Annotated in this window: 11 protein-coding genes and 1 tRNA gene; 5 read left to right on the top strand and 7 right to left on the bottom strand. The window is 72.2% G+C overall.

The genetic code is table 11. The features are described from left to right. Window positions 1–51: 51 nt before the first annotated feature. Complete coding sequence (locus tag F8A92_RS02460) at window positions 52–876, bottom strand: DUF1206 domain-containing protein (RefSeq protein ID WP_153502998.1); 825 nt, start codon at window positions 874–876, stop codon at window positions 52–54. Next, window positions 873–2,573, bottom strand: coding sequence for an AMP-binding protein (locus F8A92_RS02455; RefSeq protein ID WP_153502996.1), 1,701 nt, complete (start codon window positions 2,571–2,573; stop codon window positions 873–875). Before F8A92_RS02455 ends, F8A92_RS02460 begins: the two co-directional genes overlap by 4 nt. Before the next feature lie 193 nt (window positions 2,574–2,766). Here F8A92_RS02455 and F8A92_RS02450 point away from each other — a divergent pair, with 193 nt between their 5' ends. Beyond that, the gene (locus F8A92_RS02450) at window positions 2,767–3,444 is read left to right on the top strand and encodes a VOC family protein (RefSeq protein ID WP_194291330.1); all 678 of its coding nucleotides are present in this window, start codon (window positions 2,767–2,769) and stop codon (window positions 3,442–3,444) included. 24 nt (window positions 3,445–3,468) lie between these two features. On the opposite strand, the gene F8A92_RS02445 is transcribed toward F8A92_RS02450, so the two are convergent. Continuing rightward, a tRNA-Leu gene (locus tag F8A92_RS02445) sits at window positions 3,469–3,553 on the bottom strand. Between the two features lie 58 nt (window positions 3,554–3,611). Then, complete coding sequence (locus F8A92_RS02440) at window positions 3,612–5,096, bottom strand: DEAD/DEAH box helicase (protein WP_153502992.1); 1,485 nt, start codon at window positions 5,094–5,096, stop codon at window positions 3,612–3,614. Between F8A92_RS02440 and F8A92_RS02435 the strand changes: the two genes are divergently transcribed. The 4 genes from F8A92_RS02435 to F8A92_RS02420 are packed head-to-tail and all read left to right on the top strand — an operon-like array spanning window position 5,085 to window position 9,235. Next, a complete protein-coding gene (locus F8A92_RS02435) occupies window positions 5,085–6,068 on the top strand; it encodes a DUF4573 domain-containing protein (RefSeq protein WP_153502990.1) in 984 nt (327 codons plus the stop codon). The two genes, F8A92_RS02440 and F8A92_RS02435, sit on opposite strands and share 12 nt — an antisense overlap. A gap of 4 nt (window positions 6,069–6,072) precedes the next feature. Beyond that, window positions 6,073–7,398, top strand: coding sequence for a M20/M25/M40 family metallo-hydrolase (locus F8A92_RS02430; RefSeq protein WP_153502988.1), 1,326 nt, complete (start codon window positions 6,073–6,075; stop codon window positions 7,396–7,398). A 10-nt stretch (window positions 7,399–7,408) separates the two neighbouring features. Then, on the top strand, window positions 7,409–8,233 hold the full coding sequence (locus tag F8A92_RS02425; protein WP_153502986.1) for an SDR family oxidoreductase: 825 nt from the start codon (window positions 7,409–7,411) through the stop codon (window positions 8,231–8,233). Continuing rightward, the gene (locus F8A92_RS02420) at window positions 8,234–9,235 is read left to right on the top strand and encodes an NADPH:quinone oxidoreductase family protein (RefSeq protein ID WP_153502984.1); all 1,002 of its coding nucleotides are present in this window, start codon (window positions 8,234–8,236) and stop codon (window positions 9,233–9,235) included. An 84-nt stretch (window positions 9,236–9,319) separates the two neighbouring features. On the opposite strand, the gene F8A92_RS02415 is transcribed toward F8A92_RS02420, so the two are convergent. The 3 genes from F8A92_RS02415 to F8A92_RS02405 are packed head-to-tail and all read right to left on the bottom strand — an operon-like array spanning window position 9,320 to window position 12,460. Further along, on the bottom strand, window positions 9,320–9,535 hold the full coding sequence (locus F8A92_RS02415) for a DUF5703 family protein (protein ID WP_153502982.1): 216 nt from the start codon (window positions 9,533–9,535) through the stop codon (window positions 9,320–9,322). 10 nt (window positions 9,536–9,545) lie between these two features. Continuing rightward, a complete protein-coding gene (locus F8A92_RS02410) occupies window positions 9,546–11,486 on the bottom strand; it encodes an AAA family ATPase (protein ID WP_153502980.1) in 1,941 nt (646 codons plus the stop codon). Further along, a complete protein-coding gene (locus F8A92_RS02405; protein ID WP_153502978.1) occupies window positions 11,486–12,460 on the bottom strand; it encodes an aldo/keto reductase in 975 nt (324 codons plus the stop codon). Before F8A92_RS02405 ends, F8A92_RS02410 begins: the two co-directional genes overlap by 1 nt. Between the last annotated feature and the right edge of the window lie 22 nt (window positions 12,461–12,482).

Genomic DNA, 12,482 nt, shown 5'->3' with positions numbered 1-12,482 from the left:
CGAGAAGGGGGCGGCCGTCGTCGACGGCCGCCCCCTTCGTCGTTCGCGACGCTATCGGCGGGCGTGCCTCGACCAGCCGAAGCAGTACAGCCCGTACGCGATGAGCCCGGCCGCGATGAGGGTCAGCATGATGGGCCCGGCGGTCTGCTCCTTGACCAGCCGCAGCGAGCCGTCGAGGCCGGCGGCCTTCTTCGGGTCGTAGCTCCACGCCGCCCAGCCGAGCAGCACGCCGATCAGGCCGACACCGATCCCCTTGGCGATGAACCCGACCTGGCCGAAGCGCTTGACGGCGTCCGAGGGGTGGCCCTCGTAGTCGTCGAGGAACGACGCGCTCACCCCGCGCTTGATCAGCACTATCCCGTAGCCGACGACGGCGGCGGCGACCACCACGGCGACGACCTGCCCGAACGGCTTCGAGAGCAGCTCACCGACTCGGGTCTGCTGCTGCTGGTCACTGGACTTTCCCGAGTCGCCGACGCTGAACCGGATGGCGGTGATGGCCAGGACGAGGTACATGACCGCGGCGCCGCCCGCACCGATCCGCTTGCGCACCCGCTTGCTCTTCTTCGGCACGTATCCGTAGCCCCACCACGCCTGCGTGAGCTTCCAGAGCACCAGCCCGATCAGCGCGATCGCGACGATCCACAGCAGCACGCCGCCCACGGGGTTGGACGCGATGGCGCTCAGCGCGCCCTTCTGGTCGGCCTGCTTGTCCGGCGAGCCGGTCCACGCCATCTGCAGCGCGAGCACGCCGATGAGGCAGTGCACGATCCCGACGGCGACCAGCCCGGCCATCACCAGCACCCCGAACCAGGCGCTGTCGCTGACCCGCTTGGCGGTGCCCTCGGCCTCCCGCCCGGCGGTGCCGGCGTTCACGTCCGGTCCTGGGTCTGCGCGGCCAGCTCGGCCTTCTTGATCTTCCCCGTGGTGGTCATCGGGAACTCGTCGACGACGCGCATCTCCGGGACCTTGTAGGTGGCCATCTGCGTCTTCGCCCAGGCGCGCAGCGCGTCCGGGTCGATGTCGCGGCCGGCGACCGCCTTCACGAAGGCGACCGGGACCTGGCCCTTGTCGGGATCCGGTCGGGGCACGACGGCGGCGACCTCGACGTCGTCGTGGCGGCACAGGTACGCCTCGACCTCCGCCGGGAAGACGCTCATGCCGTTGACCTTGATCATGTCCTTGTTGCGCACGAGATAGTGCAGGCAGCCGGCCTCGTCGATGAACCCCGTGTCGCCGGTGTGCAGCCAGCCGTCGCGGATCGCGTCGTCGGTGGCGTCCGGCCGCCGCCAGTAGGCCGTGAGGATCGAGGGGCTGCGCAGCACGATCTCGCCGCGCTCGCCCAGCGGGAGGATCTCCGCGGTGGCGGGGTCGACGACCATGATGTCGGTGCCGGGCACCGGCAGGCCGCACTGGCCGGGCTCGCCGAGGATGTCCCAGTCGTCGTCCTGCAGGCCGTAGGTGCTGGTGTCCATCGTGTGCGTCTCGGTCATCCCGTACGCCGCCTCGCGCAGGACGCCGTCGGTGCGCGACGTCTCGCGCCAGCGCTGCCGCACCTCCGGGTCCACGCGGGCCACGAAGGACATCGCGAGGGGAGTGGTGAGGCTGGAGAAGTCCGTCCGCTCGGCATCCGGGTGCTCCATGATCTCGACGTAGTTGTCGACGGTGGCGATCCAGATGCTGACCCGGTAGCGCTCGATCGAGCGCATCACCGCCTCGGCGTCCCACCGGGCGAGCAGCACGCAGGTGCCGCCGGTGAGGATCGGGGACAGGATGCCCATGTCCTCGCCGGCGATCCAGAACACCGGGACGTGGCACAGGAACGCCGGCCGGCCGGTGACGCCACTAGCCGTCATCCAGGCCGCCACGGCGTACAGCATGTGGCGCTGGCTGTGCTCACAGCCCTTCGGCATCCCGGTGGTGCCGCCGGTGTAGTTCAGGGCGGCGAGCGCGTCGAGGTCGACCTCGCGCGGCGCCGCGGGCGACGCGGTGGCCAGGTCGCGCCAGGTGGCGGTGGGCGTGACGTTCGGGCTCGTCGTCGCCGGGGGAGCGGCGGGCGCCGGGAGGGCAGGGTCGTCGCCGGCCAGCTCCATCGCCGACGTGACGAGCACCGACTCGACCGCCGTCTCGCCGATGACGTTGCCGAGCACGTCGAGCATCGAGTCGACGCAGAACAGCACCTTCACGTCGGCGTCCGTCAGCTCGTGGTGCAGCTCGTGCTCGCGGAACATCACGTTGATCGGCACGTGCACCGCGCCGAGCTTCATGATCGCGATGAACGCGATGACGAACTGGGGCGAGTTGGGCAGCAGGACGCCGACGCGGTCGCCGGCCTGCACCCCCTGCGTCTCAAGCCAGCCGGCGGCGCGGTCGCTGAGGTCGTCGATCTCCCGCCAGGTCAGCTCGCGGCCGTAGAAGGCCAGCGCGATCGCATCGGGCGTCTCTCGCGCCCAGCCGCGCACGTACTCGCCGATCGGTACCTCGCCGCGCGGATACACGACCTGGCGCGGGACGTCCGGGCGGACCGACTCGCGTCGCCGCTCTGCCTCGGCCAGGTATTCGTCGACGTCCATCGAGCCTTCTTTCTCACAGATGAGGGATTCTCCTCGCATTCTGCACCACCGGAACCGGTGGCTGCGGACGAGCGGCCGGTCTGCGGCGACCGACCTCCGTGCGGGGCCGATCGTCGCAGGCGCGATGATCGTGGTTCGGATCCGACGGCCGCCGGCGGTCGTCGTGGTGGCCCTGCGACGAAGGAGGATCGGAATGATCGACGGCGTAGCGAGGCTGGAGATCGAGGGCGCGTCGCACGACGTATACGCCGCTCTGCTCGGCCCGGGCCTGCGCGCCCGTGGCCTGCGTGTGAGCCCGGCGCCGTCGACCCGCGTCGTTCTGGCGACCGGCGATCCCGAGGCGACCCGATCGCGGCTGCGGCGTCGCGGCCTGGCCGTGGGCGAGGACGGCGACGTGGCGGTCAACGGCCTGCGGTTCGGGCTCGAGCGCCCCGCGGATGCCGAGCCGGAGGGGCCGGACGCGGTGGAGCTGGACCACGTGGTCGTGCACACCGCCGACGCGCAGTCCGCGGTCGCCGGGTACGCCGGCCGGCTCGGCCTCGATCTGCGCCTGGAGCGGCACGCCCCGCAGTGGGGTTCGCACATGCTGTTCCTGCGGTGCGGCAGCGCGGTGCTCGAGGTGGTCCAGCCCCTGGGAGAGCAGCCGCACGAGGGAGCCGACGCCGTCTGGGGTGTCGCGTGGCGGGTCCCGGACGTCGCCCGCGCTGCCGAGCGGCTCACCGCCGCCGGGATCGAGGTGAGCGAGGTGCGCACCGGCCGCAAGCCCGGCTCGCGGGTGTGCACGCTGCGCGACGACCGTTTCGGCGTACCGAGCCTGCTGATCCAGCACGGTCGGCGGGACGACGGCGGCAGGCACGAAAAACCCCGCTGACCTGGAAGATCAGCGGGGTAAGCGTGTCCAGAGGGGGACTTGAACCCCCACGTCCGATAAAGGACACTAGCACCTCAAGCTAGCGCGTCTGCCATTCCGCCACCTGGACAAGGTGCGCAGGAAATACTACCTCAGCATCTCCTGCGCCCGCGGAGGGGGGACCCTCCTTACCGCTCGTCACGGCTCCGGCGGGGCCGACCGTACCCACGGTCGCCCGAGGGTCCACGCTCGTCCCGGCGTCCGCCGGGACGCGGCCCGCGGCGGAATCCGGTGCCCTGGCCGCCGTCCCGTCGAGCGCCCCGGCGCGGGTTGGTGCGCACCGGCGGACGGAACTCCTCGACGGGCTCGCCCGACGGCGTCGCGCCGCCGGTGATCGCCGTGATCGGCCCGTCGCCGGGCTCGACGTACACGCCGCGGATATCCAGCCCGGCCAGGCCCGTGAGCCGTTCGGTGCTGCGCCGCTCGCGCGGCATCGCCAGTGTCACGACGGTTCCCTCGTCGCCAGCGCGTGCGGTGCGCCCCGCGCGGTGCAGGTACGTCTTGTGCTCCTGCGGCGGGTCGGCCTGGATCACGAGCTCGACGTCGTCGATGTGGATGCCGCGGGCCGCGACGTCGGTGGCCACGAGGACCGGGACGTCGTTGCCGCGGAACGCGTTCAGCGCGCGGGTGCGCTGGCCCTGGCTGAGGCCGCCGTGGATGGCCAGCGCGTTGACGCCGACCTCGCGCATCTTCTCGGCGACCCGGTCGGCACCCATCTTGGTGCGCACGAAGACGATGGAGCGGCCCGGCCGCGACGCCAGCTCGGCCACGACCGAGGCCTTGCGGGCCGGGTGCACGACGAACAGGTGGTGCTCCATCGATTCGATGGATGCGCCGACGTCGGCGGTGGAGTGCAGCACGGGGTTGTGCAGGAACCGCTTGACCAGCACGTCGACGTCCCCGTCGAGGGTGGCCGAGAACAGCATCCGCTGGCTGCGTTGCGGGGTCTCCTGCAGGATGCGGGTCACCTCGGGCGCGAAGCCCATGTCGCACATCTGGTCGGCCTCGTCGAGGACGCTGATCTGCACGGCCGACAGGTCGGCGGCGCCGCGCTCGATGAGGTCGATGAGCCGGCCCGGCGTGGCGATCAGCAGGTCGACGCCGTTGGACAGCGCGTCGAGCTGCTTCTTGTACGGCATGCCGCCGGCGATCAGGATCGACCGCAGCCCGACGGACTTGCCGAGCGGCGCCAGCGCCTCGACGACCTGCATGGCCAGCTCGCGGGTCGGGGTCAGGATGACCGCGCGCGGCTGGTTGGGCATCCGCTCGCCGCCCTTGAGCAGCGCGAGGGTGGGCAGGCCGAACGCGAGCGTCTTGCCCGAGCCGGTGGCGGCCCGCGCGAGGACGTCCTGGCCCTCCAGGGCGGAGGGGATCGCCTCGCCCTGGATGGCGAACGGTGCCTCGATGCCGCCGGCGGCGAGCGCCGCGACCAGCTCGGCCGGGATGCCCATCGCGGCGAAGCCGTTGTTCTCGCCGACCTCGACCGCGGCCCGCGCATTGACCGGCGCCAGCTCGTCGAAGGCGCCCTCGACGGCCGCTTCCTGGTCCGCGCGGCTCAGGTACGCGCTGCGGTCCTCGCGGTTCTGGCGGCGGTAGTCCGAGTGACCGGCCACGTGCTGGTGGCGCGGCGCACGGCGGTCGTCACCGTCGAAGCGCCGCGGACGGTCATCCCGCTCGAAACGACGCGGACGGTCGTCCCGCTCGAACCGACGGGGACGGTCGTCCCGCTCGAACCGCTGCGGACGGTCGTCACGCTCGAACCGACGCGGACGGTCATCGCGCTCGAAACGACGGGGACGGTCGTCACGCTCGAAACGACGCGGACGGTCATCGCGCTCGAAACGACGCGGACGGTCGTCCCGCTCGAACCGCTGGGGGCGATCGTCCCGCTCGAACCGACGGGGGCGGTCATCGCGCTCGAACCGCTGGGGGCGGTCATCGCGCTCGAACCGCTGGGGGCGGTCATCACGCTCGAAGCGACGGGGGCGGTCATCGCGCTCGAACCGCTGGGGGCGATCGTCCCGCTCGAAGCGACGGGGGCGGTCGTCCCGCTCGAACCGCTGCGGACGGTCGTCGCCGAACTGCTCGCCGCGGCGGGCCGCGCGGTTCAGCTGGCCGTGGCGCGGCTTGCGACCGGCGTCCTGCTGGGCGCTCGGTCCCTTGCGGTGGGTCTTCTTCTTGACGCCGGCGGCCGGAGCCGGTCCGCCGCGCTTGCCGGGCTTGCCCGGTCCGGACTTCTTCTTGGTATCGGGCACGGAGCCACGATGGGTTGCCATGGGGCGGTTCCTCACTGGGAATCACGCAGGACGACGCACCACAACCCGGGAACAGTGCCCGGGAGAGCATCGGATCGAGCCGATGGGGAAGGTCGTCGCAGTGCATCCTGCGCTCGCGTACACCAGCAAGCGGTTGCTTGCGATGCCAGGCTGAGCGCTTACACCTACCGCAGCGGGGGAGTCAGGCCCGCATGCTCACACTGCGCACATGCCGTATGCAACCAGGATAGGCCACCGCGCCCGGCCGCCGGGTCGCTCGTGACCGGGGTCTCCGCCGGTGTGACGCAACAGACCGTGCGGTATGAATGAGCACGTGACTTCGAACGAGACCGCCGACAGCCCCGACTTCAGCGAGGTCGTCGACCTGTGCTCGCAGCTCATCGCGATCGACTCGACGAACACCGGTGACCCGGCGACCGTGGTCGGCGAGCGGGAGGCCGCGCAGTGGGTGGTCGACCGCCTGGAGGAGGTCGGCTACCGGACGACGACGCTCGAGTCCGCAGACCGGCGGGCCAGCGTCATCGTGCGCGTCGAGGGCACCGACGCCGCGAAGCCTCCGCTGCTCATGCACGGTCACCTGGACGTCGTCCCCGCCGAGGCACACGAGTGGAGCGTCGACCCGTTCGCCGGGACGGTCAAGGACGGCTACGTCTGGGGCCGCGGCGCGGTCGACATGAAGGACATGGTCGCGATGATGATCGCGGTTCTGCGCTTCTGGAAGCGCGCCGGCGTCCAGCCCGAGCGCACCGTCGTCTTCGCGTTCCTCGCCGACGAGGAGCACGGCGGGAACTTCGGCGCGCACTGGCTGGTCGACAACCATCCGGAGCTGTTCGAGGGCTGCACCGAGGCGGTCGGCGAGGTGGGCGGGTTCTCGTACAGCGTCGACGAGGACACCCGCGTCTACCCGATCATGACCGGCGAGAAGAGCCTCGCCTGGATGAAGATCACCGCGACCGGCACTCCCGGCCACGGGTCGATGGTGCACGCCGACAACGCGGTCACCAAGCTCGCGACGGCGGTGGCCCGGATCGCCGCACACGAGTTCCCGATCGTGTGGACCGACACCCTCACCCAGTTCGTGGGCGGCCTCGGCAAGCTCATGGGCACCGACCTGGCCAGCGTCGACCCGGAGGTGCTCATCGACAAGCTGGGCGGCTTCGGCAAGATCATCGGCGCGACGCTGCGCAACACCGCGAACCCGACCGGGCTCGCCGCCGGCTACAAGGCGAACGTGATCCCGTCGTCGGCGAGCGCCACCCTCGACTGCCGGGTGATCCCCGGCCAGGAGGAGGAGTTCGAGCGGCAGATCGACGAGCTGCTGGGTCCCGACGTCACTCGGGAGTGGATCGTGCACGACAAGGCCCTCGAGACGCCGTTCGGCACGCCGATCGTCGAGGCGATGACGGCGGCGTTGAAGGCCGAGGACGCGGGCAGCCACACGCTCCCGTACCTGATGTCCGGCGGTACGGACGCGAAGGCGTTCTCCGAGCTCGGCATGACCTGCTACGGCTTCTCGCCGCTGAAGCTGCCGCCGGACCTCGACTTCGCGGCGCTGTTCCACGGCATCGACGAGCGCGTCCCGGTGGAGGCCCTCAACTTCGGCTCGCGCGTGCTCAACCGTTTCCTGCTAAGCCTCTAAGGAGCCCCACATGACTGATGCACCGAACCTCGACGGAAAGGTCGCCCTCGTGACCGGCGGCGCCGGCGGCTTCGGCCGCGCCGCCACCCAGATCCTGCTGGAGCACGGCGCCCAGGTCGCCCTGACGGACGTCGACGAGGAGCGCACGCGCGCCGCAGCCGAGGAGCTCGGCGCCGTGCCGTTCACCCTCGACGTCACCGACTGGGAGGCCAACCAGCGCTGCGTCGCCGCCGTCGAGGAGCACTTCGGAGGCCTGGACATCGCGTTCCTGAACGCCGGCATCGGCCTCGGCATGGGGGCCCTCGCGTTCGACGTCCAGAAGTACCGCTCGATCATGGCGGTCAACGTGGACGGCGTGTCCTTCGGCATGCAGGCAGCGGTTCCCGCGATGCGCCGCCGCGGCGGCGGGCACATCGTCGCCACCGCGTCGATGGCGGGCCTGGTCTCGATGCCCGGTGACCCGTACTACACGATGACGAAGACGGCCGTCGTGGGCCTGGTCCGCGGGGCCGGCCCGGAGCTGGTGCGCGAGAACATCCGGCTCAACGGCATCTGCCCCGGCTTCGCGGACACCCCGATCATCGACAGCTTCCGCGACAAGCTGGAGAAGGACGACTTCCCGGTCATCCCGGCGCGGACCGTCGCCGAGACGTTCCTGAAGGCGGCCACCGCCGACGAGAGCGGCGTGTGCTGGCTGATCCAGGCGGGCATCGAGCCGGCTCCCTTCAAGTTCCGGGGCGTGCCGGCCGCCCGCAAGCCCGACGGCACGCCGTTCGGCGTCCCGAAGGACATGGACCCCGATGCCCAGAAGCCGACCGAGCAGGCGGGGCGATAGATGCGCGCCTGGCTCGTCGAGCGCAACGGAGATCCCAGCGATGTCCTCGAGCTGAGGGACGACGTCCCCGAGCCGGTGCTGCACCCGGGCACCGTGAAGGTGCGGGTGCTCGCCGCCGCGCTGAACTTCCCGGACATCCTGCTGTGCCAGGGGAAGTACCAGGTCACGCCGACGATGCCGTTCACGCCCGGCGTGGAGGTGTGCGGCGAGGTCATCGAGGTCGGTGAGGGGGTCGACCAGTGGCAGGTCGGTGACCGCGTGTACGGGGGTCCCCAGAGCGACGCGGGCGCCGGAGGCGGCTACGCCGAGGTGGCCATCATGGCCGCCGACGGCATCTTCCGGGTGCCCGAGGGCATGCCCGCGGAGGAGGCCGCCGGCTACGTCGTGACCTACCAGACCTCCTGGGTCGCGCTGCACCATCGCGGCAACATCCAGGCCGGGGACGTCGTCCTCGTGCACGCCGGTGCCGGCGGCGTCGGGTCGGCCGCGATCCAGATCGCCAAGGCGGCCGGCGCCACCGTGATCGCCACGGCGGGCGGCCCGGACAAGAAGCAGATCCTCACCGACCTGGGCGCCGACATCGCCGTCGACTACCACGCGGAGGACTTCGTCCAGGTGGTCAAGGACGCGACGGACGGCCGGGGCGCCGACCTCGTCTACGACCCGGTCGGCGGCGACGTCTACGACCGGTCGACCAAGTGCATCGCGTTCGAGGGCCGCATCCTGATCATCGGGTTCACCTCCGGGCGGTTCGCCCAGGCCGCCACCAACCACGTGCTGGTGAAGAACTACAGCGTGGTCGGCCTGCACTGGGGGCTGTACAAGAAGATGCGGCCGGAGATCATCCCCGTCGCCGACCAGGCGCTCACCGAGCTGTACGCCGCGGGCAAGATCCGCCCGTACATCTCGCAGGTCTACCCGATGGAGCAGCTGCCCGAGGCGCTCGAGGCGCTCGGGGCCCGCCGGACGACCGGCAAGGCCGTGCTGCGGATCGCGGGCTGACCGCCCGTCCCGCCGCTCGCGGTGGGTTTTGCCCCGCTGTCGCGCCGATAGCGGGGTAGAACCCACCGCATCCCGGAAGCCCGGCTAGAGGATCGGGCGGGGCAGGTGCTCGTGCCGGCGCCGCCGGCGCATGACGGCCTTGCGGCTGCCGTCGGAGTACTTCAGCAGCCGCGCCAGCTCCCAGCCCCCGACGCCCGCCTGCGCCGCGAGCATCTGGGCGGCGCTGCGGACCCCGGTGCCGTGCGGGATGCGCACCGGCGCGTACTCCCACTGGTCCTCGTACCCGAGCTCAGCGTCCATGGCGGGCATTCTATGCACGCGTCCGGCGTCCCGGACCGCGCGCGGTCCGCTCGACGCGCGTCCGCAGCCGGTCGACCAGCGACGTCCGCCGCGGACGCGCGGCCTTCTCGCGGACGGCGTACGCCAGCGCCGGGCCCGATCCGTGCACGATCGACAGGTGCCGCTGGGCCCGGGTGAACGCGGTGTACACGAGGGCGCGCACCAGCAGCCGCCCGGCCTCCGGCGGGACGACGGCGACGACCGCGGGCCACTCCGAGCCCTGCGCGCGGTGCACCGTGATCGCCCAGCCGTGCAGCAGGTCGCCGAGGGCCTTGCCGGAGATCTCGGCGATCCCGGAGGAGAACTCGACGGTCAGCGACTTGTCGCCGGTCCCGACGACGGTGCCGACCTCGCCGTTGGCGTACCCGAACGGCGCGGCGTCCAGGTGGTTGGCGGTGGCGACCACCCGGTCGCCCAGGTCGAAGCCCGACACGGCGCCGCGGCCCGGGTTGAGCCGGGCCTTGAGCGCGAGGTTGAGCTCCTTGGTGCCGGCCGGCCCGCGGTGCACCGGCGTCACGACCTGGATGTCGGCGGCGTCCAGCCCGAACACCCGCGGGATCGAGTCCGTCACCAGCTGCACGGTGCGGTGCGCCGCCTCCGCCGATCCTCGTGCGCCGACGACCACCACCTCGCGCGTCGGGTCGTCGACGACCGGCAGGGTGCCCTGGCGGACCTCGGCGGCCAGCGCGGCGATCTGCCCGCCCTCGGCCTGCCGGTACAAGGTGGTCAGCTCGGTGACCGGGACGACGCCGGAGCAGATCAGGTCCGCGAGCACGCGGCCCGGGCCGATCGACGGCAGCTGCGCGACGTCCCCGACGACGAGCACGTGCGCGCCGTCCTCGACCGCGTCCAGCAGCGCCGCCGCGAGGAGGACGTCGAGCATCGACGACTCGTCGACGACGATGATGCTCGCCGGGATGGGATCGTCCCAGCCGCGGGTGAACCCGCCGTCCCGGCCCTGCGCGCCGAGCAGCCGGTGCACCGTGACCCCTTCGCTTCCGGCCAGCTCGCCGAGCCGCTTGGCCGCGCGCCCGGTCGGTGCGGCGAGCGCGACCTCCTTGTCGTGCACCCGAGCCAGGTCGACCACCGCCCGCACGGTGCGCGACTTGCCGGTGCCCGGGCCACCGGTGAGCACGCTGACGCCCTCGGTCATCACCAGGGCGACGGCGGCGGCCTGCTTCTCGTCGAGGCCGGCGACGGCGTCCTTCAGCGAGTCCGAGCGGCCCCACTTCTTCGCGGACGCCGCGATCCGGGCGACGTCCGCCGCGATGGAGTCCTCGGCGTCCGCGTACTCCTTCAGCGCGATCAGCTCGGCTGTACGACGCACCACCAGGTCGTCGTCCACGGCGGCGGCGATGGCCGCCTCCGAGTCGGTGATCCCGGCCGCCCGGACGGCGTCCAGGACATCCTCGAGGGGCGCCTCGGTGTGCCCGTCGGCCGCCTCGGCGCGCAGCGCCTCCGTCACCACCGCGCGCGCCCGCCGCGGGTCCTGCCGGTCCATCGAGCCGAGCTCGTTCCTGGCGACCTCGTCGGCGGACGCCACGTCGATGCCGCGGACGCCGACGATCCGCCACGGGTCGTTCTCGATGAGCCGGACGGCGTCGTCCCCGACGTCCTCGAGGACCGCCTGGGCCGCCCGCGCCGGGATCCCGGCCGGCACCAGCAGCCGCACCACGTCGTAGACCGGCTGGGCGCCGAGCCACCCGGACAGCAGCCGATCGGCGCGCTTGCCTGCCGTGCGCGGCAGCCGCAGCAGGGCGTCGCGGGTGACGAGGTCGGCGCGGACGATGCCCGCCTTCGGCAGGTCGGCGGCGCTGGAGATGCCGAGGCCCGGCCACAGGCCGGCGTCGCAGAACGCCGCGAAGACGCGGTCGGCGTCCGGCGGCCAGGACGCGCGGCTGGGTGCGGCCACTAGCGGCGGCGCTCCGGGTAGCCGAAGGCCGGGGCCGCAACCTCGTCGAGAGCCTGGTAGATCTCGGCGGGCAGGCTGAGGTCCTCGATGGACAGCGACGCCTGCAGCTGGCCGGCGGTGCGCGCGCCGAGGATCGCGGACGTCACGCCGGGACGGTCGCGGACCCAGGCGAGCGCGACGGCCAGCGGCGAGACGCCGAGCCCGTCGGCCGCGGTCGCGACCGCCTCGACGATGCGGGTCGACCGGCTGCCGAGGTAGCGCCGGACGAACTCACCGAGGTGCGGCGACGCGGCGCGGGAGTCCGACGGCGTGCCGTGCCGGTACTTGCCGGTCAGCACGCCGCGGCCCAGCGGCGACCAGGCGAGCATGCCGACGCCGAGCGAGCGCGCGGCCGGGACGACCTCGCGCTCGACGCCGCGCTCGACGAGGGAGTACTCCACCTGCGTCGTCACGATCGGGGCCGACGCCTGGTGCAGCGACTGGATCGTCGCCGCCCGGGCGAGCTGCCAGCCGGCGTAGTTGGACACGCCGACGTACCGCACCCGCCCGGAGGTCACCGCGGTGTCGAGCGCCGCGAGGGTCTCCTCGAGCGGTACCAGCGGATCCCACGCGTGCAGCTGCCACAGGTCCAGATAGTCGGTGCCGAGCCGCTTGAGCGACGCGTCGAGCGCCGAGAGCAGATGACCGCGCGACGCACCTCGCCCGAGCGGGCCGGGGCCGGTGCGGCCGACCGCCTTGGTGGCCAGCACCACCTGGTCGCGGCGGACGACGGTGCGCAGCAGCCGCCCGATCACCTTCTCGCTCTCGCCGTCGACGTACACGTCCGCGGTGTCGATCAGGTTGCCGCCGGCCTCGACGAACGCCAGGAGACAAGCGGTCGCCTCGTCGCGGTCGGTGTCGCGGCCCCAGGTCATCGTCCCCAGACCGAGACGAGAGACGACTAGACCACTTCTGCCTGCAACACGCTGCTCCACGCAGACGAAACTACCCGGTGTG

It is taken from the genome of Cumulibacter manganitolerans, assembly GCF_009602465.1.
GTDB classification, from domain to species: Bacteria; Actinomycetota; Actinomycetes; order Mycobacteriales; family Antricoccaceae; genus Cumulibacter; species Cumulibacter manganitolerans.
The sequence above is the reverse complement of the archived record's forward strand: the minus strand, read 5'-3'. Positions and strand labels throughout refer to the sequence as shown.